Raw genomic sequence first — 24,955 nt, forward strand, 5'->3', positions numbered from 1 at the left:
GTGTTCGATTGCAAACTGTCTTACACAACACTGAGAGGCTATTCATGGTGAAATATAGCGTTGCCGTCGTTACCATTTTGTCTATGGGTGCTGCCACTAGCCTGAACCTACCAGTTGCCGCCGAACCTGCTCAGGGCAGTGCCTCTGATTTAAGACTCGCTGAAGAAGCAACGATCGAACCATTTGAATTTAATGCTGAAGAACTAGATCAGCTATCCACCCAAATTAATCACAGCGTTAATACTGACATGAGTCAAACTCAGCAGGTTCAAATACTGCGCCGCTCGCAGGAACTTGAACCTCCCAGCAATCGAATTGTGATTGATTCCAGTAATAATCCAGCCACAAGTAGAGAAGCTCCGTTGCCTTAATCGGAAAGAGTTAGATCGAGATTCAAGCCAAAAGCGTTCCCCATCAAGAGGAACGCTGTTTGCTAAGCTACATTTAACCTAGTGCAACTAAACTAACCGTTGATTTGAGGAGCCGACAGCGCTACCGGAGCCGCCTCACCCGCCGCCAAGTCCAGCGGGAAGTTGTGCGCATTACGCTCGTGCATCACTTCCATCCCCAAGTTCGCACGGTTGAGAATGTCCGCCCACGTGCTCACCACACGCCCCTGCGAATCGATGATGCTCTGGTTGAAGTTGAACCCGTTCAGGTTGAACGCCATCGTGCTGATGCCCAACGCCGTGAACCAAATGCCAACTACCGGCCACGCACCCAAGAAGAAGTGCAAGCTCCGCGAGTTGTTGAAGCTGGCATACTGGAAAATCAGCCGACCAAAGTACCCGTGCGCTGCCACGATGTTGTAGGTCTCTTCTTCCTGCCCAAACTTGTAGCCATAGTTCTGGCTCTCGTTCTCGGTCGTCTCACGCACCAGCGAGGAGGTCACCAACGACCCGTGCATGGCGCTGAACAAGCTGCCGCCGAACACCCCAGCAACCCCCAGCATGTGGAACGGGTGCATCAGAATGTTGTGCTCAGCCTGGAACACGAACATGAAGTTGAACGTGCCGCTGATGCCCAAGGGCATGCCGTCTGAAAATGACCCTTGCCCAATCGGGTAGATCAAGAACACGGCTGTCGCCGCTGCTACTGGAGCCGAGTATGCCACGCAAATCCACGGACGCATGCCCAGGCGGTAGCTCAACTCCCACTCCCGTCCCATGTAGCAGAACACGCCAATCAAGAAGTGGAACACCACCAACTGGTACGGTCCGCCGTTGTAGAGCCACTCGTCGAGAGAGGCTGCTTCCCAGATCGGGTAGAAGTGCAAGCCGATGGCGTTCGATGACGGCACCACTGCACCAGAGATGATATTGTTGCCGTACATCAACGACCCTGCCACGGGTTCGCGGATGCCGTCGATGTCTACCGGAGGAGCCGCGATGAAGGCGATGATGAAGCAGGTGGTAGCAGCTAGCAGGGTGGGGATCATCAGTACGCCGAACCAGCCTACGTACAGGCGGTTGTCGGTGCTGGTCACCCAGTTGCAGAACCGCTCCCACACACTGGCGCGTTCGCGCGTCTGTAATGCTGTTGTCATGGTTCCTATGAGTGCTATGTGAACAACAAATGATGTATGTATCTACTTGCTTGTATGTGCAAGTTACTAAATACAGTAGAGGAAAAATTAAGGATTGTAAAGAAATATAATAAAAAGTTTGCTGATATAATGTATAAACAAAACTTATATCATTGGTATTTTTGTTGTGCCTAATTACCGTTGGCGTCAGTGTCTGGATCGCTTCTGCCGATATACTGGCCGTGTTCGACGATCTAGCCCGCTTGGATTAAGAATCTATGGATAAGCCACTCGATGAGTCACGTTCAAAAGATATAGCTAAGCAAGTGAGCAGCAAAGCCCAAAGTCCCTTTGTTAATGCGTACAAAGCCGCATTAGTTCTTGAGAAGGCGATGTATGTTCAGGGGTTTCTGGTGATTGCGGGTCGGTCTTACCAACCGATCGAACACAGTTGGCTGGAGACGGAAGAGTATCTTATTGATCCAACATTGCCCCATCTTCACAGTGCTGTCGAAAATCTGTACTATTTTCCGGCTCAACGTTTGACTGTCAAGCAACTGAAGGCAGCGATTGAAGAAGCGGAGGAAGATTATCCTGATGATGATCCGCTACCAATTTATGGTTCTGCTCCTTACGACTATTACGGAGATGTAATGTTAGGAGGAAAAGAGTATTCACAAGCCCTTCAAGCTGCTGCTGCAAAATGTAAAGACTTGAATCAGCATCTAGCAGAGCGAAACTAACCCTTTTGTTTGTTTAATGCTCTGTAAGCGATCGTCGGAAAAGTTAGTGAGTGCTTTGTAACTCCTATGAGAAAACTCTATTTTCTGGTTCCTGGAACTGGAGGGCAGTTTGCCTGTGGTGGACTGTGGGCAGAGCTTAAAACCTTGAAATTGGCTCAGCAAATTTGTTCGGCCGAGGTTGTTACGTACCGGCAGCGCGAGTCTAGTGTACTGTTTTTGGAAAACGTACTGCGTGGCCCAGCATTAGAGGCGAGCATTTTTGTTGTCAGTTGGGGGTTTGATGTACCCAAGCTTGTAACTAAATTGCAACGCCACAATCCAAAGCATCACATTATCTATCATGCCCATAGTGCCGGCTATGGGTTTAAGCTGCCTGCTAGCATTCCGATTATTACTGTGAGCCGTAATACCCTAGGATATTGGGGTCAACGATCGCCCCATGCTTTGATTTATTATTTACCGAATCAAATTTCCGATGAGTTTTGCAATTTAAACGTAGAACGAGATATTGATGTTTTGGTGCAAGCTCGTAAATCATCGGAATATTTAATGCGGTGTTTAATTCCAGCGTTGAAACAACAGTACCATGTGCATGTTGTAGATTCCTACGTTCAAGATTTGGCAGAATTGTTTAATCGATCAAAAGTTTATTTATATGATTCGGCAGAATATTGGGCACAACAAGGTGTGAGTGAGGGCTTTGGGCTTCAACCCATGGAAGCAATGGCTTGCGGTTGTCAAGTTTTTTCTAGCGTCAATGGTGGTCTATCTGATTATTTAGATCCTGGGTTTAATTGCTATAAAATTGCTGGCTATTCTCAACACTACGATGTACAGCGAATTCAAACAGTGCTTGCAAATTTCAAGCCGCTGAATCTTCCTGACTATTTTCTTAAGGAGTATCGATCGACTGCAATTCAACAGCGTTTTCAAGTCATTCTAAGTGAGTTAAATGATTTTTTTGATCACAAATCGAATCATTTAGACACTATTCCAGATCTCACTAGATTTCGGTTACTAAAACTAAAGGCACAGCGACTTGTCAACAAGTTGAAAAGTTAATCTTAGGGGTTAACTATCTCCATCAACTTGCGTATTGCTGTATCGTGATTGACTGACAACACTCGAATTGCCCTTACCCCAACCCTTCTCCCCGATCTGGAGAGGGGCTTTCGTTCGGGGGGTCGCTTTGCTGTCCCTTCGCTCCTCGTGGGAGCAGGGATTGAGGGATGAGGGAAAAAGATTGGTCAGCCAATCAGGCTATACCTCTCAACAAAAACGAATTGCTTGGTCATAAATGCCCATCTGGTGTAGACCATGACCAAGCAAATACAGCAATATTCTTAGAAAGATGGAATAGCTGTTAAAAATTAAAACCCTCGATCGGCTTCCATGAGGTGAACCGCAGCCCTAGCTAAATGATCAGCCGCACGACTCCGAGCCAGTTCACTAAAATTGTAAGCACTGATCGGTTGAGCTTGTGCTTGGGTTGTAGAACTTGCTAAATCGATGGCGCGTTGAATTAAGTTAGAGACCATCGGGCTATTAGATCGGTAATACTCCATTTCAGCTTGAGCTCGTGCGATGCGTTCTTGAGCGCGATAAGGTGCTTCGTAATAGCTACGACTGGGACCACTCGGACCCCGCCGTCCCATCACATAGCCAAGTTCCGCTTCATAGAGAGATGAGGCTGCTTCATAGGTATCTTTTGCTGCTTTGGCTTCTCTTTCTGCTCTAAAGAATTGACCTGACCTATAGCTCGCTTCGGCTTGCTGTAGGATGTCTGCGGCAATCATGGCAACGTCAGCACCATCCGGTGATGATATTTGATCCGCTAAGAACTGCACCGAGAATGCTTTCTCTTGTGCCTTGCGAATTTCTCGATTGGCCTTTTCTGCTTGTCGTGCATCGAAAAACTGGGCTGGACTGGGGCGTCCAGGCTGCACTTCTAAGCTAGGAGGAGTAACTGAAGGCTGTCGGCGTGGCGTTTGGGCCAGTAGGTGATTTCCTGAATGAGGTGATCGTTGCGAAGATGGCTCTGAATTTAAGGCAATGGCCACTGCTGGGGTCGCTAGCAATACTAGAGTTGTGATGGTCCAAGTTTTCAGGTTGGAATGCTTAAACATGTTCATTGGCTTATCCTAATTTGTGGTTTTCAAGGTAAACAATGCGAGTGCAAATGGGTGTAACACTGGATAGATGAGATAAATCAGTCATTCCCGATCGCGCTCTCTCTCCTACAATCTCTTCTACCAAATCGGTTAGTTTCGACGATTTGGGCCGCCTGCCCAAGGCGGCGGACCTTGCGATGGACGGATATTCATAACACTGCCGTCACTGCGAACGATCGAAAAGGCATCTAACTCGCCGCTTCGCCCTACTTCACCTGTCACAGTCAACTCTTCGCCTTCAGAAATTTCAATCTCTTGCCACCAGCGTGGCCCGGCATCGACAATGATTTGCCCCGTTCCATCATCGAGAATAAAATCATTGCCAACGACACTGACCACTCGACCGGAGAGAGTAATGCCGGGACTGCTTTGCCGAAGCTCGTTAATGGAAGTTTGACGTTGAGCCAAACTGGGCATAGCAACGACTGGAAGCGTAGCTGCGATCGCTAATCCCAGGAAGATGCCAAATTTCATGGGTCGTTTTCTCCTGACTCGTGCTTCATCTTTACTATGACAAGAAAAAATGACATGAAAGTGTCAAAGTTAAGAGTGATGGATTGGGGTTAGTGACTGGTCTTTTGGTTGGACAGAATAGGCGAGTGATCAATAATGACGCCTTCCAGAATAATGACGCCTTCCAGTTTTCAGGCAGTTTTCAAAGAAAACATCCCATCGATCGAGCTTTTGCTCCTTATCATTCATAAAAGCGTTATCGCAATTCGCTCTTTTATACGTATATACACTTAAGTTTAGTAGCTTATACTACTTAATATGCAAGATTCACTCTTAAAGTGAGACGCCTTCACGTGTTTTTTCGAGTATGTCAAACCGTCTTTCGATCAAATATAAGCTTTTAAAAATTCAGTTAGATGCCGGATGCAAAAGCTTAGCTTTAGAGGTAGTTTTTTATACAGAGTTATTTTTTGATTTAGTGAGTTCCAAATAGCATGAGCACTTCTTTCCTGACCAGAGTTTTTTCATCTACTGCGGCAACTGCTAGTCTGCTTTTGCTTTCGTCTTTTTCATCTGCTGAAGCCGCATCGTTTACCTTCAACACAAGTAACTTCACAGGGGCAAATGCAAAAGTATCAATTACCCTAGATGATAAAGCTGCTGGAGAGGGCAACATTCAGTTCACTGTCAAAATGGCAGCCGATGCTACGACGATCGGTGACATTCGCGGACTGTTCTTTAATATTTCGGATGATTCGTTATTAAGCGGTTTGCGGGCGACAGGTTCCCATGTCACGACGACGGCTTATGGGGCAGGTAAAATTAGTTCCGTCGGCAAGGCCAACCTCAACGGAGATGGTGGAAATCATCTCTTCGACTTTGGAATTGAAATTGGTGAAAACGGGTTAAAGGGGGGCAAAGACGATATTCAAACGACAACCTTTGTCCTTTCCCATACATCGCGTGCCCTTGATTTAAGCCTATTTGCCCAGCAAGATTTTGGAGTGCGGTTGACCAGTGTTGGAACAGTTGGAGGCAGTCGCGAATTAAGCAGCAAATTGGTTGGAACTAGTCCTTTACCGCCCATCCAGGTAAATCCGCCATCACCTTCTCCTAGCCCATCACCTGCCTCTCCCAGTCATAGCTCTAGTCCTAGTCCGAACCCCAGCCCTTCTCCTGTATCCTCCAGTCCGGCTCCTGCCCCGGCTCCAGTTGTAATTACACCTCTACCCTCCGCATCCCCGATGCCTGCGCCTGTGCCTAGCAGTTCTACTGAAATCCCTGAACCAAGTATTACAGCAGGGCTGGTATTGGCAACAGCCGGAGCAATCAAATGGTTGAGGAAGAAAGGTGCAACAGTTCAAACAGAAACCGATTCGCTAGCCTAGCAGCCTATCGACTCAAGGTGGTAGGTTTGAGCGAGACCAAACCCCACCCTGAGGACAGCCTAACCACCGCCAAAAATTTCTACCTCTGTAAACACACAAACAGGAGAACCGTGACCGACGCGAATGGCTTGGTTGGGTTCTCCTTTGCCGCAATAGGGCGTACCGTACATTTGCCAGGTCGATTCATCGCCAACTTGCGACAAGCGATGCCAAAATTCAGTAGTGGTCGATCGATAGTTAGGATTCCGTAATGTTTTCGTTAGTTGACCGTTTTCAATTAATTTGGCGTACTCACAGCCGAACTGAAACTTGTGGCGCTGATCGTCAATTGACCAAGAGAGATTCGACTCCATGTAAACACCGTGCTCAATCGCAGCAATGATTTCCTCAAACGAGTTTGTTCCTGGTTCCAAGTTTAAATTGGCCATGCGATCGATAGGTGGACGATTCCAAGATGATGCCCGAGCACAGGACACCCCTGGTATGCCCAGTCGTGCTTGACTTTCCAAACTGCCCAAGCCACGCAACAGTACCCCTTCTTTAATCAGATACTCGCGGGTAGCAGGAGCACCAATGTCGTCAAAATTGTAACTGGCAAATTCGCCCAGTACGGTGGGATTGAACGTAATGTTCATCAATTTAGAACCATAGACCAACTGGCCAAAATCGCTGGGCTTCACAAAACTGCCGCCAGCGTAGTTACGCTCGTCGCCTAAAATTCGATCGAGTTCCAAGGGATGCCCAACACTTTCGTGAATTTGCAGCATCATTTGGTCGGGAGCCAGTACTAAAGTTGAGGCGATCGTGGGGCATTCCTCAGCCGTCAGCAGTTCCACCGCTTGTTCTCCAATCCGTTGAGCTTGTGCCCACAGATTCACTTCCGGAAATAACTCCCAACCGCCTTGGTAGCAATGTGCTAAATGACCATTGTGGCTACGTTGCTGAACAATCGCCCCCTCTTGCGCCGTGACCCCATAATGGGTTTCCAGCATGAGAAAGTGTTGATAGACATCAGAACCGTTGCTGCTGACGAACCAAGATTCGGTCTCATTCGTGATTGCCAGGGCATTCGTTTGAACAATCTGATCGGACACTTTTAAACTACGACAAAGACGAACGAGTAGATCATTCACCTCACCAGGTGTGAGAGCATCAAAAGGCTTCGTGAAAGGTGAGGTGTAGCTGCCTACGACTTTGGGACGCACGGTTGTCGTCATGGGATGAATTCCCCACCGACTGGCAGCGATTGCCTGTTGATAGGCAGTTTTGGCAGTTGCATGAATGTGATCAATGTGCAGCGAATTCGTGGCAGCATAGCCGATTTGTCCATTGACCAAGACCTCGACCATCACCCCGTGGCTTAGGGATTTGCCGTTATTTTGAGGCACTTCATCTCGAACAGACCGATACGCCATCGTTTCTTTGACAGCCCGCAACCCAACCCAATCGACTGGAAGATCTAGCGTGGCGATCGCATGATTTAAATCAGAGTTCATAACTTTAATGATTTGGCAGAGCACTGAAGCGTGAGACAGCCATTATAGGCGTAAGACAGCCTCGGTTTTGTCACATGGCTGGCTGCTCTAGAGGGAACAGTTGCCCCAAATGGATAGCGTTTCAGATGTATGGCTTCCATGCCCCCGGCTGTCGCCGTCCCCTTAGTCAGGGGAGTATAGGGGGGCATCGGGAGATGTCACCAGGTTTGAAACACCGTCCAAATAATATCTAGACTATGATACCTAGACTATATGTAGCCTTGGATACCTAGACTATATGTAGCCTTGATATGGGCATGAACCTAAACCAGCCGCTAGAGAAAAGCACCTCGTCCTTATTTTAACCAGTCTCCTGTGGGAAGCAAGCGAACTAAAACTCGATGCCAGGTTGTGCTTTCACACCCTGTTCTCGAAACGGATGCTTAATCAGCGTCATTTCTGTCACCAAATCAGCCTGATCGATCAGTAACTGAGGCGCTCCGCGTCCTGTTAAGATCACATGTGAGGCGGCTGGTTTTTGCTCTAAACCTGCCGAAACTTGTTCTACTGACAAATATCCTAACTTCAGCGCCACATTAATCTCGTCTAAAAGCACCAGCTTGAATTCAGGATTGCCAATAAATGTCAGGGCTTTGGCCCAAGCTTCGGTTGCTTTTTGCATGTCTCGCGATCGATCTTGGGTTTCCCAGGTAAAGCCTTCGCCCATTGCATGAAATTCCAATTGCTTTGGCCATAGGCTAAATACTCGCTTCTCGGCAGGCTCCCAACCGCCTTTAATGAATTGAACAATTGCCACCTTATAGCCATGTCCGAGCGATCGCAGCACCATTCCCAATGCGGCCGTAGTTTTGCCTTTGCCATTGCCCGTATGCACAATAATCAACCCTTTTTCCCGATTGCGTTCGGCTAGACGTTGCTCCTGGACTTCTTTGCGCCGCTGCATTTTGCGGTGATATTGTTCATCCGTGAGTCCGGGAGCGGTGGCCTCTTCATCAAGACGGGTGGCTTCTTGATCCTTTGATACATTCGAAAGAGAGTTTTCAGAAGTGGTAGTCATGGGTCGTTCAATTCCAGCAAAAAACTGATTAAGTTTACAGCAGAGCGATTACACGGACCTTGATCGTCGCCAGGTTTGGTGTTCAACCAGCGTATGCACTTGCCATTTCGGATCGACCGCAGGATAGTCCGATCGATAGTGTCCTCCTCGGCTTTCAGTCCGTAAGACTGCACTTTTGAGGATCAGATCAGCCACATCCAACAAGTTGCGCGTTTCGCCCCACAGCCGCAGTGATTGGCTTAGGGTGGAAGAACTTAGTGATAGCGGCGCTCGATTCGGTGAATTGAGCAGGTGCACCAGCGTTTGGCTCAGGGGCAGTGCCATGAGTTCCTGTTTCCAGGTTTCAACCTGAGTGATGGCGGCATTGAGCGATCGATGTTCACGGCAAATTCCGGCACTCTGCCACATCAAGCGGGGTAACTCCTGTCGCCAATATTTAATTTGAGCCAGTTCCTCCAATGCTCGTTCCAGCTTGTTTGCATCTCGATCTGAATCAGCATCAGAAATGGGATCTGGCGGCAAATCAGATAATTCCAGCGATCGCAGTTGCGCCCCAAACACCAAACACTCCAAAAGAGAGTTACTAGCCAGACGATTGGCTCCATGGACTCCGGTGCTGGCGGTTTCGCCAACGGCATACAGTCCAGCAAGGGTCGTGCGACTAAGGGTATCGGTAGTGATACCGCCCATCCAATAGTGAGCAGCGGGGGCAACAGGAATTGGTTCCTGTAGCACATCTATTCCCCAGGTTTGACAGACGTGAATAATATTAGGAAAACGCCGACGTACGGTTTCTGGAGCGATCGGACGCAGATCAAGCCAGACATGGGCAGTAGTTGGATCGGGGGTGGTTTGCTGCAAGTGGTTGAAGATGGCACGGCTGACGACGTCTCTAGGAGCTAATTCACCTGCTGGATGATAGTCAAACGCAAACCGCTTGCCTTGGGCATCAATTAAATGCGCTCCTTCGCCCCGAACCGCTTCGCTGATCAGAAAACGCGGAGCACCTGGTTTTGTCAGGGCTGTGGGATGAAACTGAAAAAACTCTAGATCGCGGAGTTGCGCACCAGCTCGCCATGCCATTGCCACGCCATCCCCCGTGCTGAGAGCAGGATTTGTAGTTTGGGCAAATACCTGTCCTCCCCCTCCTGTGGCTAGCACCACCGCTTTAGCCGTCAGCCATCGGATTTCGTTGGACTGAACAACGATCACACCTCGACAGCGTGGTTCCGCCTGCCGATCGCCCCCTTGACAACTCACCCACAAATCCAACACAAAGGCTTGTGGCAAAACCCGAATATTAGGACGGTTCAGCACATGAGCTTGCAGCGTCGTCACCATTGCCCGCCCGGTGGTATCTGCTGCATGAAGCACCCGCCGACGGGAATGGGCCGCCTCCAGGGTCAGAGCCAACGAATCGCCATGCCGATCGAACGCGACGCCCATATTGACCAACGACTGGACACATTGAGGAGCTTGCTCGACTAACAGGTTGACGGCCTCGACATCGCACAATCCGGCTCCAGCTTTCAGCGTGTCTTCTACATGTAGCACAGGAGAATCATCGGGGGCGATCGCTGCCGCAATGCCTCCTTGGGCCCAGTCACTTGCCGACAACGCCAGTGTATCTTTCGTGATTAAACCCACACGATAGTGGTCAGGCAAGCAAAGGGCAGCATAAAGTCCAGCGGCTCCACCGCCAATCACCAAAACATCAAACAACTGAGACGTTGCAGTCGAGGGTACAGAAATGGCAACCAATGGAACATCCTATGTAGAGAGCAAAACAGGGTAGTACCACAGTTTAATCCATAGATTTAATCAATGTGAGTCAATCAAAATCTGTAAGCGAACAGCCGCGACTCACACCAGAACCAAATAAAAACAGAGTCCGCCGGAGCGGACTCGTGGAACTGCTCGTAGAACTGTAGGATGAAAATGCTTGAAATCAGGCCTAGCTTTAAACCTAAGAACTGGAAAAAGTTTCTAATGAGCAACGACTTACAGCGTTATCGATAAATGCCATTGTTGAATCGATCGCCTCCTTCTACCAGAGCATCTTCTGGAGGAGTCACCGTAAAGTTGCCTAAATTAGCTTGCAGTACTTGTTTTTGTCGATCGGTTAAACCGGGCATATCCAGCACATCTTCTACGTGCTCAAACGGAGCATATTTGAGGATTTGGCGAGCCAAGGTTGGATATAAACCTGGGTAATCCATAAATGCACGGACATTCGTATTATTTAAATCAATTTTTTGACCAAACTCAGTGCTGAGCTTATCGTCCATAACATTACGAAATTCTGCCAGCACGGTGGGCGATGTCTTGAAGGATAGTGTGCTTAAGTTGGCTGCCATGGCTGACTGACCTTGCCCAAACCAACCCAAGCTGCTAATCATCAACCCCAACGCCATGATGATACTAACCAGCCGTCTCATCCGTAAGATCCCTCCCAATTTCAGCGAATCAAACTTCATATACCGCTCGAATACACAGCTTATATTTAGAGACTACCACTGAAAGGGGTATAAGTAATGCAGAATGCGCGAGTATGCTCGATACAACAGAGTTTGATTTGCCTTTTCATCGGTATCTACCCAGTGATCAAATTACCGTCGCCTGTAGGATTAAGGAATGTACACCCGTTGGAGCCGTATGAATTTGGAGCAGAATTCCTCGTTGCCCTCAGTTTCGCGCCGCCGATTCATCAGCAAAGTGCTTGGCTCGGCAGTACAGTTATGGCTTCGATCGCAAGTAGAATCGGCAGAGACCTTACAGGTTCAGATTGAGGGGGGCGATTGGCAGATTTTATCGGGATATATCCCTACGGTAACAATCGCTGCTGAGGACGTGGTTTATCAAGGCATTGCTCTCCATCAAATTTTTCTGAGAGGAACAGACATTCGAGTCAATTTAAAGGATGTTTTGCAGGGCAAACCGCTACAACTCCTGGATGTTGTTCCTGTGCAGGCAGAAGCAACGCTGAATCAAGCTGGGATCAATACTTCGCTGCGATCTCCCCAGTTGGCAAGTACTATCAAAGCGTTGGTGATAGAGTGGCTGCGGTTGTCAGCCGAGGAATTGCCTACGGCTCTTCAGTTGCTGTTACGAACCAATCCGATCGAGGTAGAACAGCCTCAACTGGCTTTCCATGGTGGACACCTGCGACTTTGGGGACGACTAGTTGCCAACGGTTCAGCATCTCAACCCTTACAACCCCAAGACCGATCGCAGCCGTTTGCCATCAAGACGGGCCTGAACGTGATCGAGCGATCGAAGATTCAACTTGATCAGCCACAATGGCTTTCCCACCCTAACGCCATACAGGGAGAAGATTTGTCAACCTTACAGAATTTTGAAATCGATCTGGGCACAGATGTCTGTATCCACAGACTTAGCCTGGAAGCCGGGCGACTTGTTTGCGGTGGCATCATCAACGTGATTCCCTAATAGGCAGTCTGTCCTAGACAGTTGGTTGCATCACACATCGTAGTTCAGCAAAAACTCGAACTCTGCTCTCAAGGCCTCTACATCTCCCACCCTAGCCACCAATAAATTCTCGGTTCCAGCCTCGCTTAGTCGCTGTTTCCAATGAGAGATTTGATCGGCGTTGTTCAGCCAAAAATTAATGACGCTATCAACAATGCGATCGAGCCGCCAATTTTGACGCATGGGCAAGTCTTCAATCGAAGTGATGAATGCATCTAGGGTGCATTGATAGCTTCCCAAGTACTCTGCACCCGCATGGCGTTGCTGTCGAATGGCCTGTTGATGATTAAAAAATTCTAAAACAGGCGATACTCCAACAATTTCAAACGAGTATTCCATATGCGCCTCTATTCTGTTTTGATCGATACAAATTCAGATGAAGTTTCCTAACTCAGAAACACGTTTAATTGTGAATGTTTGAGCAATCTTAACAAGATTGGGTAGAAAGATCGGGATGTTTAAACATAATTTTTCATCTTGTCGATCGTCAGATCTGTAGCGCTAATTGCAAACGGATTGCAGTACCAGATTTAATTGGTATTGGCCATGTGATATGGTAGTTTTTGATTTCAATCTCCCGTTCATCGTAGGCTATGCTGAGTAAATCTCCTCTGGTGCAGGTGCAGCAGTCGCATCGGTATGGCTCAATCTGATTTGCTCAAACTAGCTCAACGAGGTGATCCAGGAGCGATCGCACTTCTGCTTAATCGTAAGCTTCAGCCCAGAGGTGTCACCGCCAAGGTGGTGTTCAAGGACAACTGCCTCAAAATTTTGTTGACTTCGACTCGCCCGCTGGAACAGCAGGCATTCATACAGTTTCTAGAGCAGCAAGTTGCCAGTCTGGACATTAACAACCTGGAGTCGGTGAAAGTATACAGTCAGCAAACTGGCGCCGTTTCCCCTGCCTGGACTCAGGATTTTATTCCCACGTCTGTTGCCACGCTGAACTCATCAAACACCACTACTCAAAATCTGCGTCTGTCCTCTCTAACCCGCCCACCTGCTCAGTCTAGCCCCAGCCCAGCCCCAAAGAGTTCTACCGCAAGTAAACCGTCTAGTGCAATCGTTAAGTACAACAAGCCCAATCCATCCAACCCAATTGGGTTTTGGCAAGCCCTGCGTAGTTTTCAAATCAAGACGATTTTTCCCTATCGCGATGTTTTAAGCCGTGATCTTTACCGCAACTACACGGTTCGGTTGCTGCTATTTTTAGGGGTGTTTCCTCTGGTAATTAATCTGTTCGCTGAGCAGGCCACTCTAGCACAAACCGCTTGGCTATTGGGCATTTACTACGCTTCGATTTGGGGCGTGGTGCTGTATAACCTGATTCGGCCGCCGCAGTTCTCATGGAGCAACACCCTCAAGTGCACCCTGTTTACCACCTTTATTGGCATTCCGACACTACTACTCTTTCAACGGGTTCCTCCGTTTAATACCTTGTATGATGCGGTCAATGGTGGGTTAGTGGCGCGTACCGTTGGTTTTGTGTTTGGTGTTGGGTTGCTCGAAGAAATCTGCAAAGCACTCCCTGTGTACTTATTATTATTGCGACCGGGAAAACTCAACGATCCGCAAACGTCCGCTTTCTATGGAGCGATGTCGGGTCTGGGATTTGCGATCGCAGAAGGAGCAGCTTATTCGCTGCGCTATGCTTTTGGTCTTTCGCGAGGTGAAATTGGCTTGGGGTCTTATGTGGCGGCCAATACCATTCGGTTTGTCTCATTGCCGCTATTTCACGCCATCCTAGCAGGCATTGTGGGATATTTTATGGGGCTAGCCGCCATTAATCCGTCCCGACAAAATGCCATTTTGTTGATTGGAATGACGATCGCCATTGTACTGCATGGCTTGTACAACACCTTTGCTGGCGGCATTCTGGGACCCTTTATCATTGGGTTTACAATTCTGCTGTTCGTCAGCTACTTGCGCCGCAGTAAACAAATGGTAGATGAGATGCAACAGGCAGAACGAGAGCATTTTAAGTGAGAGGTTAGGAATTGGGGCGATCGGTTAAGTCATCATCCTCTAAATCTAATCCCCAGTCGTCATCTCCCCAGTCGTCATTGTCACGACTGTCAGCCAGACTAACGTCATTTGTGGGCGGCGGCACTTCTTCGAGATCTGGGCGGTAAGGCGGCGTGATCACGCGATATTCGGCGTCATACACCTCACTGGGTTTAGAAACTGAGTTAGGATTGGGACGCGGTGGCGGTGGTGGCGGCGGCGGCAGCGGCGATGTAGAACCATCTGCTCGACGATAGCTGACGGAATAGACCGAACCAGATTGGCGCTGCGTTTCCGGTTCTTGTTTGGCCTCAAAATCTGTGCGGCGAGGCCCAGCATCGGGATAGGCATTTTGCGAGGCACGATGGCGATCGACCACCTCATCCTCGAATTCATCAAATTCATCCGATGGAGTGCGCTTACCTAGCTCTAAGTCTTCATAACCGTCCCAGTTAGCCCAAGCTTCATCTTCTGTGTCACGCACTTGAGTATTGGAATTCGGCACTGTTTGGCGATCGGTTAAATCGGCAGGCGCCCCCCAATCGTTCCAATCATCCCGACTCTGTTGAGTAGTCTCCCAGTCATCGCCAGTACGAGGAGCGGTTGAGCCAGGTGATCTAGTATAGCTGCCTGTATAATCTCCAGTTGAGCTAGCTGGTTGCCGAGTTTCGCCAGACCTTCCGCCAGACCAAGGTGTCCGAAAGCCAGTTGTTGTCGTGCGATTGGTGCTGCGGGGGGGAGTACGCTTAGACCGAGCCGATGCCGATGTAGAGCGACCCACTCCCACTAATCCCGCCATTAACAGTGTTGTCAAACCACCCAGGATAACCGCCAGCACAACCCATAGTCCTAGCGGGAGGGATTGTGTCGTAAAGCCCAAAAAATTTAGGGCAATTGGCGAGAAATTAGACAACACCAGCACCACAAACGCGGCAACGATCGCTAATAACAGTGCAACTCTGACCATAACTTTCCTCTGAGACTGGAGGCTTCTAGAGCCTAGGTGTAAGCTTTTCTCTTTCTTTTCAATACTATCGATCGTGGCTTCAATTGGTTCATATGAGATGGTTCATGCAAGGACTGCGATCGGGCGACGCCATCATCATCACCATCAACACGGTTTTTACAATCTTTGCCTGTCTCGTTCCTCCCCTACGCTCCTTCCTTGCTTCCCCGGTCTGCCTCCTTTCCCAAATGTCCCTGCCACCGTCGCAGCGGTACACAATCAATTTCAAATTGATCGAGGGCCCGCGCTACTACAAAATCAACCAGGTCTTCGATGGTCTGAGGATGGTGATACCAAGCGGGAATCGCGGGAACAATTCTGGCCCCGGCTTCTGTCAAGCTGGTTAAGTTGCGCAAATGAATGAGGCTAAATGGTGTTTCACGCGGCACAATCACCAGTTTACGCCCTTCCTTGAGTTGAACATCGGCCGCTCGTTCTAGTAGATCAGAACTAAGACCAGCAGCCAATTTGGCCACCGTGCTCATGCTGCATGGAATGATCACCATGCCGTAGGTGCGAAAAGACCCGCTGGCGATCGTTGCACCCACATCGCCCCACGGATGACAGTGCAACTTACCACCCGTTTCTACACCGGCTTGCTGTCGCCAAAACTGCTCTTGTTGTTCTGCTTCGATAGGCATCCGGATACCATGTTCGGCTTGCCAAACCATATAGGTTGACTTGGAAGCCACAAGTTCGATGGCATAGTCGGCTTGTAGGAGATATTTCAGCGATCGTACGGCATAAATTAGCCCCGACGCGCCAGTGACGCCAAGAATCAGAGGGCGAGAGGTGGAATAGGGTGTAGACACAGAGAGAACCTAGAAATGAGGAATGACGAGGCTGTGATTTTCATGGCAACGGAAGAAAAGATAGTACTATCCAACGTTGCCAGAATCAATAGCCGTTAGACAGTGAAATCGAAAGACGGACATCGTTTTCGCGGTCTGTTTATGGCTATAACATTCGCTAGAAAATCACCACTCTGTTGTTGAGTGTAGGCCAACCATCACGTCAGCGGTGTGTCTAGTTACATCAGGTGTGATGACAGGGAAGCACCAATAAGGTAATTCCCTGAATGGCAAGAATTTCAACAGAATCGCCAGGCATCAACACTGTATGGCGATCGGCATAGTAGAGCTTTGCAAACCAATAAGAGCCATTAAACTTAACGCGCCACAGGCGACCTTGCACAATGGCTTTATCAACTGTTCCGTAGTTTGGTTCAGGAAACATTCTAGATGCTTCAGAAAAGAACAAGCTATTCAAGGTGTCACCTCTTGTCATGTGAGTTGCCGGTTAACTGAACAACACTCACCCCTCCAAGAACCCATCTGTCTATAAACCGTTGAACATTCAAACACAAACAAGAAATCTGTCAGTTCGATCGAATCTCAGATAGGTTCTGACCACTAACAGTCAGTACTGCCAAGTCCTGACATGACTCCTTTCAAGCTTTTCTATCTCCAGGAGCGTTCTCAAAAAACTCCACAGAACCTCACAAAAGTGAGATACGATCAATGAACCAGTATTCAATTCTGTGGAATAGCTAGAGATAAAAATCGTGTGGAAATCCTCAATGATATTGGCGATACTGACCACTAACATGACTTGGTTAAGATCAATGTCAGTGTTTTGCGCTTAGTTGGAAAATACGGAATGACCTTCAATTACCTGTCAATTTGGGCAATATAGACGATTCAATAGAAAGCGCCCTGCTAGGCGAACATGTGTATTGAGTTCCTGGTTGTGTTTGCGCTTGCTCTGTTCGACTTTGCCCTGAACTTAGCCCTGCCTCGTGCTTAGCTCTGGTTCTATTCGACCTTTTCTAGTTATGTGAGAGTCGTTGAGATAACCATATCTCACATTTGTGAGAAAATCAAGTTATCGGTGCAAACGTAATGCAATAGCTGAACTACTAAACAATTAACTTTGTCGGTAGCCATAGAAAAGTTGATTTTTAAGCTTTTCCTACTGTTCAATTTGCCGATGGTCTACAGTAAGATGAAACAATGTTGAAAAAAATAAAATCACATAAGTGAACAGTGTGATAAAAGTGGGTATTGGCTGATGTGAGTTGATTGCTGCTTGTTTAGAAATGTGAGTGTATAATCGTGATTCCTCAAGACGCTCTAAAAACTCTCGCGCGATCCTATGGCGTGTCTGATACTGAATTGGAAGTGCTGTCCTTAGCCATTGAGGGACGCTCTCTAGATGCCATTGCTAAGCAGCTACAAATTAGACCGGATGCCACTCGCAAACGGCTTGGGGAGGTATATCGCAAATTTGAGATTACTGGCAGTGGTCCTGGCAAACTGGCAAAGCTGCAAACGAAGCTACAGAAAATTCTGGCGTCCCACTCCACTCAGATTGGGGTGAACGAGCTATCGGCTACAAGCGATCTGGATCAATTTCAACCGCTGCCTCGCCCAAAATATCGAGATTGGGGAGAAGCGATCGACGATTTGCGAGGGTTTTATGGTCGTGAGTCTGACCTCGCTCAGTTACACCATGCCATTGTCACCGAGCGCTGCCAATTGGTGGCCATCCTCGGCATCGGCGGCATTGGCAAAACAGCCTTATCTTTAAAACTAGCGAAAGATGTAGAAGATGAGTTTGATTATGTGATTTGGCGATCGCTGAAAAATGCAATTCCGATTCAAGATCTCTTAGCAGATTTGATTCGATTTCTATCTCAGAATCATTCGATTGATTTACCCATAACCTTGCAAGGTAGAATCACGCTTTTGTCAAACTATTTACGTCAATATCGTTGCCTCATTGTTCTGGATAATGTCGAAACAATTCTGCAAAGTGAGGCACTCGTTGGCCAATATCGAGAGGGATATGAAGGATATGGGGAACTGTTCGAACGCATCGGCCGGGGGCGATTAGGCGAAACACCCTCACAAAGCTGCTTGTTGCTGACCAGCCGCGAAAAGCCGATCGAGCTTTCGGGGCTAGCCGAAATTGACTTGCCGGTGCAACTGCATCACTTAGAAGGATTAAATGAAAGTGATGCCAAGAAAATTCTAGAAATTAAGGGATTCACCGGAACCGAAGCGGGATTAGATCAACTGATTGAAATTTATCGCGGTAATCCCCTTGCTCTGAAAATTGTTTCTACCACGATTCAAGAATTGTTTGGGGGCAATATTCGCGAATTTTTAAGTCAAAGCACCACGGTGTTTGGAGAAATTCGCAGTTTATTAGCTGAGCAATTTGATCGGTTGTCTGAGCTAGAAAAAAACATTATGTATTGGCTAGCGATCGATCGAGACTGGGTGACGCTGCCCGATCTACGAGGAGATATGGTTCCACTGCCTTCACCGCCTGCCCTACTAGAAGCTCTAGAGTCCTTGGGCAGGCGGTCTTTAATTGAAAAGAATACCGTTGGGTTTCAACAGCAACCCGTCGTTGTGGAATATGTGACCGAACAATTTGTTGAATGCATTTGTCATGAAATTTGTACTGGAGAAATCTCGCTCTTTAACAGCCATGCCTTAATTAAGGCTAAAGCGCAAGATTATATTCGCCATACCCAAATTCGCTTCATTCTTGAACCCATTGTTAATCAACTATTGAGTCAAATTGGCACAGTAGAACGAGTTGAATATCATCTCAGAAAGATTTTGATGGCACTGCAAGATAGCCCCATGCTGAAACCAGGGTACGCTGGCGGCAATATTTTGAATTTGCTAGTGCAAATGGAAGTGGACTTAGAAGGCTACGATTTTTCCGATCTCACCGTGTGGCAAGCTTATCTGCAAAATGTAGACCTGCACCGCGTTAACTTTACCCATGCCGATCTGTCGAAGTCGGTATTTGCAGAAACCCTCAGCAGTATTTTGGCGGTGTGCTTTAGTCCTGTCGGAGATTGGATGGCGATCGGAGAGGCTAGCGGCAAGGTGCGGTTGTACAACTCAGAAGGCGAGTTATTCATCTGCGAAGGGCACATGGGTTGGGTGCGTTCGGTTAGCTTCAGCGCGGATGGTGAACTGTTAGCCAGTGCTGGTGATGATCGCATCATTCGCCTCTGGAACGTCCGCACCGGGCAATGCTTGAAAACACTGTCCGGTCATACCGATTTAATTCGATCGGTATGTTTTGCTCCCCAGAGTCTCTTGTTGGCAAGCGGTGGTGACGATCGCACCGTCAAACTTTGGAATGTGGAGACGGGTCAGTGTGTGACGACGCTCACGGGGCATGAAGGACGAGTGCTCTCGGTGGCCTTTAGCCCCGATGAACAGCAGCTAGCCAGTGGCAACAGCGATCGCACCATTCGCCTGTGGGATGTGCAAACGGGCAAAAACTCTGCTATTTTTCGAGGCCACAGCGCCAAAATTTGGACGGTGGCCTTTAGCCCCGATGGTCTACACCTGGTCAGTGGCGGGGCTGATAAAACCGTCAGACTGTGGGATCGTCAAACGGGGGACTGTCGCTGGGTTGTCCGCGACCATATCAAGGCCGTCCTCTCTGTCTGTTTTAGCCCCGATGGTTCTGTCGTCGCCAGCAGTAGTGACGATCAAACGGTGAAACTATGGAGAGCCAAGACGGGTCAAGCGATCGCAACCTTGGAAGGGCACACCTGCCGCGTGTGGTCGCTGAGCTATAGCCCCGATGGTCAAATCGTAGCTAGTGGCAGTGATGATCAAACTATCAAACTCTGGGATGTGAACAGTCGCGAGTGTCGGCAAACGCTGCAAGGGCATACGCGCGGCATTCGGGCAGTGGGTTTCAGTCCAGACGGGCAAACCTTGGCCAGTGGTGGAGAAGATCAACTGATCCGGCTGTGGGATCTCAGTGACGCTCGTCTCACTGCAATTAGAAATCAGTACAGTTACCCGGTTCAGAAAGTACTGCGGGGGCATCTCAGCCGCATCTGGTCATTGTCCTTTAGCCCCGACGGACAGCTACTAGCCAGTGGCAGTGACGATCGCACTATCAAACTGTGGCAATGTCCAACCGGGTTTTGCTCTCGTACCTTGTTTGAAATTTCGCAGGAGCATGCTGATTGGATTCGGGCTGTTACTTTTAGCCCCAACGGAGAAATTTTAGCAAGTGGGACAGATGATACCACTATCAGCTTGTGGAATGTGGCAACTGGAGAGCTATTGCGGCGGTTACAGGGACACGAACAATCAAGTTGGGTTTGGTCGGTTGCCTTTAGCCCCGACGGAGCCATGTTAGCCAGCAGCAGTAGCGATTGCACGATCCGTCTGTGGCAGGTGAACACAGCCGAGTGTTTGTCCATTCTGCGGGGACATAGCGATACGGTGTTTTCGGTCGCCTTCAGCCCAGATGGTAAAACCCTGGCCAGTGGCAGTCGCGATCACAGCATCAAACTCTGGGATGTGGAGACTGTCCGTTGCCTGCAAACTTTGCAAGAACACACAAGTTGGGTGCGATCGGTGGCCTTTAGTCCCGATGGCACATGGTTAGCCAGTGGCAGCAATGACCAAACCGTGAAGCTATGGAACTTAAAAACTGGAGGCTGTCGCACCCTAACAGGACACACCGATCGGGTCCGATCGATCGCCTTCAGTCCTGACGGACGATGGCTAGCGAGTGGTAGCGGCGATGCCTCGATTCGCCTCTGGGAGGTTGAGACTGAGCAGTGCCACACCGTCCTAAAAGTTCGCAGTCCCTACGAAGGCATGAATATCACTGGAGCCAAAGGACTCACCACGTCTCATCGCGCTACTCTAATTGCGTTGGGAGCGATCGATCAGGGCTTGTGAGGACAGCAGCGCTGAGCAATTCTATTCTTGACCTGCTGCTGCTTTTCCTCTGGATGTCACTATGATTTTGAGCGAGTATTGTTCTTCCTCGATGGAGTTATCAGCCAATCGCAGTCGAAAGTTCATGCGATAGTGCCCCGGTTGTCTAGGATAGCGAATCACCCCCAACGCCATCCCTTCTGCATTTGGCTCTACCATACCTTGCAAAAACAGGCTGCCTCGAATGCCGTTCACGGTAAATACTTGGTCTTGTTCATCCACAAATGAAACGCGAACAGACTGCACGAGTTGCGAACCGGGACCCACATCATAGCCAAACCATGTAGACGATCCAGTGTTGCGCAAGGTGGCATACAGCAGTGCTTCTTGACCAGCACGCACCTGCTCCAAATCAGCCAAAATCTTGCCATCTCGATCGTGCACCGATTCTATCTTGCCGGCCAACCCTTGCTGATAGGCATTCACATCGGTGGTGACTGGAAAAATTTTGTGGTAAACCTCCCAACTGGTGCGAGTCACAATATTATCTTGCACATCCCAAATCCGGGTCTTTTGCGGTGTCGGGGTTCGGTTCCAGGTATGATCACCAAATGCCCCAATCAACTGAACGTAGGTTGAAATACAAAGTGCTATCAAGAAAACAATAAACGATCGATGAAATAGTCCTCGTTTGCCTTGATTAACTTGAGAAAAATGTTGATATAGAAAATAGTTAATTAGAAAGCAAAGCACCGGAATCGTATCAATTAAGAACCTGGAAGGGCCATACACAAAAATGCCCGGCCAGCGAGTGTAGAACCAGTAATGAACATATAGAATTAAACAGGAAATTGTCAAACCAGCTAGTAACTTTTCCTCATGTTCTGCTCTCCAGCGGGCAATGTGTCGTACCCCTGGAATGGCAAACAGCAGCACCGGGCAGAGTGTAATTAAACCACGATTAGGACTAAACAGTAAACCGACGATCGCTTCGGGCACATTCCTTAAACCGTAGGGAGATTGGCCAAAATGATCCGAATAACCACCACTGAAAGCGCTACCAAAACCAAAGTAGTAGACATTCCAAGCGATATTAAAAAGAATCGAGAATAGCCCTAAGCCAAAGAAAATAGCTTGCTGACGATAGACAACAATAGCATAAATCACAAACGGAACCAGAAATACCAAGCTGGTTGGGCGACTGCCGGGCAATAAGCCACAAAAGAATCCGGCCGTAATCACCAAAAGAATTTTGACGGTTCCCTGCGATCGATTTGCTTTCAGAATGGCTAATAGGGTGGCTATTACGACAACATTGGAGATGGTATTTTGTCGAATGCCTTGCGAACAAACAACCCAAGTAGAGGTGGCAAAGGCATACACAAAGGTAGAGACTATTGCTGTCACGCGGTTGAATTTGAGGCTGGAAGCGAGGTAAAACAAAACAGCCGACAGCGAGGTAATAATCGATGCAGCTAGTGTGTCAAATTGGCGGCGATCGTTGCGTAGAAAAGTTTCGCTAGTTAAATCAAGAGGCTGAATAGAATAATTAATTGAATCAATGGCGTTTGTGCCTAGTAAAGACAGCCATGCTTGTAATTTCAAATACAGAAAAAAACTAACATAAATCGGAAATGTCACAATTGCTGGACCGATCGGATACGGAGAACTGACATGTCCATTTTTAGCTTCTATAAAGAAATAGGGCGACTCTGCTTCTAAATTGATGCGGTTGGTATAGAGAGACGATTCTCTAAAAATATCAAAATTTAACTCCTGATTTTCTAACCAATTAAATGCCAACAAGGAATTCGCAATATCATCATTCGATGTCAGCGCTTGTCCATTCGCTAAATACACGAACAAGCAAGTACAAAAAATTAACAAGCAAATCAATCGTTGGACGGGCTTCATTGCCAAATCTCTGGAAGCTGTTGAAAAAGTATAAAGGATTATGCTGTTGTCGATATCGGCTTCTGCCCCCAGAGAACTTACGATAAAGTTCCGAGGCGAAGTGAGTAGGGGCACTTAGGATTCGGAGGATTTCACGTTATTCTGGACATGGCAAAACCATGACGGGATATGGAGACAGCGACATGCAGACAGTCGATGAAAAGATTAGCCCCCTTGCAGGCAAGCCTGCCCCCGCCGATAGCTTGATTGACGTTGCCAAGCTGTTGCAGGAATACTACACCATTCATCCTGAACCAACCAACCCCCTACAAAAAGTGAGCTTTGGTACGTCAGGGCATCGAGGTTCGGCTGCCAACGGCACATTCAACGAAGATCACATCCTGGCTGTGTCGCAAGCGGTGGCAGAATATCGTCGCAGCAAAGGCATTGATGGGCCACTATATATGGGGATGGATTCCCATGCCCTTTCCGGCCCTGCCCAAAAGACGGCTTTGGAAGTACTAGCAGCACACGGCATTGACGTCTACATGGCTCCGACAGAGGGCTACGCGCAGTATACTCCTACCCCGGTTGTGTCTCATGCCATCTTGACCTATAACCAAGGTCGAACCAACGGCTTAGCGGATGGCATCATCATCACGCCCTCCCACAACCCTCCGAGTGACGGTGGCTTTAAGTATAATCCATCCTCTGGTGGCCCAGCAGACCCCGAAATCACGAAATGGATTCAGGAACGGGCCAACGAGTTGATGGCAAACGGCAATAAAGAGGTGCAGCGGATGCCTTATGAATCGGCACTGAAGGCTTCCACCACGCACATTTATGACTACATCACGCCCTATGTGAATGATCTAGAGACCATTATTGATCTCGAGGCGATTCGGACAGCCGACATTCGCATCGGGGTTGATCCGCTCGGTAGCTCTAATATTGCCTACTGGGAGCCGATCGCCAATCGATATGGACTCAACCTGACCATTGTCAATCGCACGATCGATCCCACCTTCAGCTTCATGACCGTAGACTGGGACGGCAAAATTCGCATGGATTGTTCTTCGCCCTACGCTATGGCTAGCTTGGTGAACGTGAAAGACGACTATGATATTGCTTTTGGCAACGACACCGATTCCGATCGCCATGGGATTGTTACCCCCAGCGTGGGCTTAATGAACCCTAATCATTTTCTGTCGGTGGCCATTCGCTATTTGTTCACCAGTCGCGCCAATTGGCCAGCTAATAGCGCCATTGGGAAAACCCTTGTCAGTAGCAGCATGATCGATCGGGTGGCGAAGGACATTGGGCGACAACTCTGCGAAGTGCCAGTTGGCTTCAAGTGGTTTGTAGCAGGACTATTGGATGGCTCCTTTGGGTTTGGGGGCGAAGAAAGTGCAGGAGCTTCCTTCCTGCGGAAAAACGGCACGGTTTGGACGACCGACAAAGATGGCATCATCATGGATCTGCTAGCGGCCGAAATTACGGCTAAAACAGGCAAAGATCCAGGGCTACATTATCAAGACCTGACCGATCGTTTGGGCAAACCATATTACACCCGCGTAGACTCGCCAGCTTCACCCGAACTAAAAGCCAAGTTGAGCAAGCTCTCTGCCGAAGACGTGAAAGCATCAACGCTAGCAGGAGAGCCAATCACGGCCAAATTGACCAAAGCCCCTGGCAACGATGCGGCGATCGGCGGCTTGAAAGTCACCACCGACAATGGCTGGTTTGCTGCTCGCCCGTCTGGGACTGAAAATGTTTACAAGCTGTATGCTGAAAGCTTTAAGAGCGAGGAGCATCTTAGCGCAATCATCACCGAAGCCGAACAGATTGTCAGCAGTGCCATGTAGGCAATTCAGCATCCAGCTAATGGGTTATCCCATTGATGCTTCATCTATTTCGCCTTCCAGATCGGAAAGTGGGCTATATTTCAATGTCCCTCTCCCAAAGCCAGAGAGGGACGTAAGGTGAGGGCAGTATGAGGTTGGCTAGTTA

Annotated in this window: 20 protein-coding genes; 8 read left to right on the forward strand and 12 right to left on the reverse strand. The window is 48.5% G+C overall.

The features are described from left to right. Window positions 1-44: 44 nt before the first annotated feature. Window positions 45-371 carry a hypothetical protein gene (locus OXH18_RS10105; RefSeq protein WP_268612593.1) on the forward strand — a complete coding sequence of 109 codons (327 nt, stop codon included), beginning with the start codon at window positions 45-47 and terminating at the stop codon, window positions 369-371. Window positions 372-463: 92 nt separating this feature from the next. Here OXH18_RS10105 and psbA read toward each other — a convergent pair whose 3' ends face one another. Further along, window positions 464-1,546, reverse strand: a complete 1,083-nt coding sequence (psbA, locus tag OXH18_RS10110) for a photosystem II q(b) protein (RefSeq protein ID WP_268612594.1) — start codon at window positions 1,544-1,546, stop codon at window positions 464-466. A 257-nt stretch (window positions 1,547-1,803) separates the two neighbouring features. Between psbA and OXH18_RS10115 the strand changes: the two genes are divergently transcribed. Together OXH18_RS10115 and OXH18_RS10120 are read left to right on the forward strand one after the other, a co-directional pair. Next, a complete protein-coding gene (locus OXH18_RS10115) occupies window positions 1,804-2,268 on the forward strand; it encodes a hypothetical protein (protein WP_268612596.1) in 465 nt (154 codons plus the stop codon). Window positions 2,269-2,334: 66 nt separating this feature from the next. Next, window positions 2,335-3,330, forward strand: coding sequence for a glycosyltransferase (locus OXH18_RS10120; RefSeq protein WP_268612598.1), 996 nt, complete (start codon window positions 2,335-2,337; stop codon window positions 3,328-3,330). A gap of 308 nt (window positions 3,331-3,638) precedes the next feature. On the opposite strand, the gene OXH18_RS10125 is transcribed toward OXH18_RS10120, so the two are convergent. Beyond that, on the reverse strand, window positions 3,639-4,400 hold the full coding sequence (locus OXH18_RS10125) for a hypothetical protein (RefSeq protein WP_268612600.1): 762 nt from the start codon (window positions 4,398-4,400) through the stop codon (window positions 3,639-3,641). Between the two features lie 129 nt (window positions 4,401-4,529). After that, window positions 4,530-4,913 carry a NirD/YgiW/YdeI family stress tolerance protein gene (locus OXH18_RS10130; RefSeq protein ID WP_268612602.1) on the reverse strand — a complete coding sequence of 128 codons (384 nt, stop codon included), beginning with the start codon at window positions 4,911-4,913 and terminating at the stop codon, window positions 4,530-4,532. A 473-nt stretch (window positions 4,914-5,386) separates the two neighbouring features. Between OXH18_RS10130 and OXH18_RS10135 the strand changes: the two genes are divergently transcribed. Further along, window positions 5,387-6,280 carry a PEP-CTERM sorting domain-containing protein gene (locus tag OXH18_RS10135; RefSeq protein ID WP_268612604.1) on the forward strand — a complete coding sequence of 298 codons (894 nt, stop codon included), beginning with the start codon at window positions 5,387-5,389 and terminating at the stop codon, window positions 6,278-6,280. A gap of 59 nt (window positions 6,281-6,339) precedes the next feature. Here the strand turns inward: OXH18_RS10135 and OXH18_RS10140 are convergent, their stop codons facing one another. The 4 genes from OXH18_RS10140 to psbU form a co-directional block, all read right to left on the reverse strand. Next, window positions 6,340-7,776, reverse strand: coding sequence for a TldD/PmbA family protein (locus tag OXH18_RS10140; RefSeq protein WP_268612606.1), 1,437 nt, complete (start codon window positions 7,774-7,776; stop codon window positions 6,340-6,342). A 370-nt stretch (window positions 7,777-8,146) separates the two neighbouring features. Further along, on the reverse strand, window positions 8,147-8,833 hold the full coding sequence (gene cobO / locus OXH18_RS10145; protein ID WP_315874645.1) for a cob(I)yrinic acid a,c-diamide adenosyltransferase: 687 nt from the start codon (window positions 8,831-8,833) through the stop codon (window positions 8,147-8,149). Window positions 8,834-8,881: 48 nt separating this feature from the next. Then, window positions 8,882-10,594 (reverse strand): L-aspartate oxidase, encoded by a 1,713-nt coding sequence (gene nadB / locus OXH18_RS10150; protein ID WP_290428449.1) that lies wholly within the window; start codon window positions 10,592-10,594, stop codon window positions 8,882-8,884. Between the two features lie 248 nt (window positions 10,595-10,842). After that, on the reverse strand, window positions 10,843-11,271 hold the full coding sequence (psbU, locus tag OXH18_RS10155) for a photosystem II complex extrinsic protein PsbU (protein WP_268612608.1): 429 nt from the start codon (window positions 11,269-11,271) through the stop codon (window positions 10,843-10,845). A gap of 196 nt (window positions 11,272-11,467) precedes the next feature. Between psbU and OXH18_RS10160 the strand changes: the two genes are divergently transcribed. Beyond that, window positions 11,468-12,283 (forward strand): LmeA family phospholipid-binding protein, encoded by an 816-nt coding sequence (locus OXH18_RS10160; protein ID WP_268612610.1) that lies wholly within the window; start codon window positions 11,468-11,470, stop codon window positions 12,281-12,283. Window positions 12,284-12,313: 30 nt separating this feature from the next. On the opposite strand, the gene OXH18_RS10165 is transcribed toward OXH18_RS10160, so the two are convergent. Further along, the gene (locus OXH18_RS10165) at window positions 12,314-12,661 is read right to left on the reverse strand and encodes a hypothetical protein (protein WP_268612612.1); all 348 of its coding nucleotides are present in this window, start codon (window positions 12,659-12,661) and stop codon (window positions 12,314-12,316) included. A gap of 300 nt (window positions 12,662-12,961) precedes the next feature. Here OXH18_RS10165 and OXH18_RS10170 point away from each other — a divergent pair, with 300 nt between their 5' ends. Then, window positions 12,962-14,308 carry a PrsW family intramembrane metalloprotease gene (locus OXH18_RS10170; protein ID WP_268612614.1) on the forward strand — a complete coding sequence of 449 codons (1,347 nt, stop codon included), beginning with the start codon at window positions 12,962-12,964 and terminating at the stop codon, window positions 14,306-14,308. 4 nt (window positions 14,309-14,312) lie between these two features. Here OXH18_RS10170 and OXH18_RS10175 read toward each other — a convergent pair whose 3' ends face one another. From OXH18_RS10175 to OXH18_RS10185, 3 genes are all read right to left on the reverse strand, one after another. Beyond that, window positions 14,313-15,293: a hypothetical protein gene (locus tag OXH18_RS10175; protein WP_268612616.1), complete on the reverse strand. Its 981-nt coding sequence runs from the start codon at window positions 15,291-15,293 to the stop codon at window positions 14,313-14,315. Window positions 15,294-15,478: 185 nt separating this feature from the next. Then, window positions 15,479-16,144, reverse strand: a complete 666-nt coding sequence (locus tag OXH18_RS10180) for a flavin prenyltransferase UbiX (protein ID WP_268612618.1) — start codon at window positions 16,142-16,144, stop codon at window positions 15,479-15,481. Between the two features lie 223 nt (window positions 16,145-16,367). Beyond that, a complete protein-coding gene (locus OXH18_RS10185) occupies window positions 16,368-16,568 on the reverse strand; it encodes an NfeD family protein (RefSeq protein WP_268612620.1) in 201 nt (66 codons plus the stop codon). 878 nt (window positions 16,569-17,446) lie between these two features. Here OXH18_RS10185 and OXH18_RS10190 point away from each other — a divergent pair. Next, window positions 17,447-21,073 (forward strand): WD40 domain-containing protein, encoded by a 3,627-nt coding sequence (locus OXH18_RS10190; RefSeq protein ID WP_268612622.1) that lies wholly within the window; start codon window positions 17,447-17,449, stop codon window positions 21,071-21,073. Between the two features lie 21 nt (window positions 21,074-21,094). On the opposite strand, the gene OXH18_RS10195 is transcribed toward OXH18_RS10190, so the two are convergent. Beyond that, the gene (locus OXH18_RS10195; RefSeq protein ID WP_268612624.1) at window positions 21,095-22,966 is read right to left on the reverse strand and encodes a hypothetical protein; all 1,872 of its coding nucleotides are present in this window, start codon (window positions 22,964-22,966) and stop codon (window positions 21,095-21,097) included. A 182-nt stretch (window positions 22,967-23,148) separates the two neighbouring features. Between OXH18_RS10195 and pgm the strand changes: the two genes are divergently transcribed. Continuing rightward, complete coding sequence (pgm, locus tag OXH18_RS10200) at window positions 23,149-24,810, forward strand: phosphoglucomutase (alpha-D-glucose-1,6-bisphosphate-dependent) (protein ID WP_315874700.1); 1,662 nt, start codon at window positions 23,149-23,151, stop codon at window positions 24,808-24,810. The last annotated feature ends 145 nt before the right edge of the window (window positions 24,811-24,955 follow it).

Origin of the sequence: Thermocoleostomius sinensis A174, assembly GCF_026802175.1 — a bacterium.
GTDB classification, from domain to species: domain Bacteria; phylum Cyanobacteriota; class Cyanobacteriia; order Elainellales; family Elainellaceae; genus Thermocoleostomius; species Thermocoleostomius sinensis.

Excerpts from the sequence above, each read along its gene's own strand:
- OXH18_RS10105 (WP_268612593.1), top strand. The coding sequence starts at position 45 with ATGGTGAAATATAGCGTTGCCGTCGTTACCATTTTGTCTATGGGTGCT.
- psbA (WP_268612594.1), bottom strand. The coding sequence starts at position 1,546 with ATGACAACAGCATTACAGACGCGCGAACGCGCCAGTGTGTGGGAGCGG.
- OXH18_RS10115 (WP_268612596.1), top strand. The coding sequence starts at position 1,804 with ATGGATAAGCCACTCGATGAGTCACGTTCAAAAGATATAGCTAAGCAA.
- OXH18_RS10120 (WP_268612598.1), top strand. The coding sequence starts at position 2,335 with ATGAGAAAACTCTATTTTCTGGTTCCTGGAACTGGAGGGCAGTTTGCC.
- OXH18_RS10125 (WP_268612600.1), bottom strand. The coding sequence starts at position 4,400 with ATGAACATGTTTAAGCATTCCAACCTGAAAACTTGGACCATCACAACT.
- OXH18_RS10130 (WP_268612602.1), bottom strand. The coding sequence starts at position 4,913 with ATGAAATTTGGCATCTTCCTGGGATTAGCGATCGCAGCTACGCTTCCA.
- OXH18_RS10135 (WP_268612604.1), top strand. The coding sequence starts at position 5,387 with ATGAGCACTTCTTTCCTGACCAGAGTTTTTTCATCTACTGCGGCAACT.
- OXH18_RS10140 (WP_268612606.1), bottom strand. The coding sequence starts at position 7,776 with ATGAACTCTGATTTAAATCATGCGATCGCCACGCTAGATCTTCCAGTC.
- cobO (WP_315874645.1), bottom strand. The coding sequence starts at position 8,833 with ATGACTACCACTTCTGAAAACTCTCTTTCGAATGTATCAAAGGATCAA.
- psbU (WP_268612608.1), bottom strand. The coding sequence starts at position 11,271 with ATGAGACGGCTGGTTAGTATCATCATGGCGTTGGGGTTGATGATTAGC.
- OXH18_RS10160 (WP_268612610.1), top strand. The coding sequence starts at position 11,468 with ATGTACACCCGTTGGAGCCGTATGAATTTGGAGCAGAATTCCTCGTTG.
- OXH18_RS10165 (WP_268612612.1), bottom strand. The coding sequence starts at position 12,661 with ATGGAATACTCGTTTGAAATTGTTGGAGTATCGCCTGTTTTAGAATTT.
- OXH18_RS10170 (WP_268612614.1), top strand. The coding sequence starts at position 12,962 with ATGGCTCAATCTGATTTGCTCAAACTAGCTCAACGAGGTGATCCAGGA.
- OXH18_RS10175 (WP_268612616.1), bottom strand. The coding sequence starts at position 15,293 with ATGGTCAGAGTTGCACTGTTATTAGCGATCGTTGCCGCGTTTGTGGTG.
- OXH18_RS10185 (WP_268612620.1), bottom strand. The coding sequence starts at position 16,568 with ATGTTTCCTGAACCAAACTACGGAACAGTTGATAAAGCCATTGTGCAA.
- OXH18_RS10195 (WP_268612624.1), bottom strand. The coding sequence starts at position 22,966 with ATGAAGCCCGTCCAACGATTGATTTGCTTGTTAATTTTTTGTACTTGC.
- pgm (WP_315874700.1), top strand. The coding sequence starts at position 23,149 with ATGCAGACAGTCGATGAAAAGATTAGCCCCCTTGCAGGCAAGCCTGCC.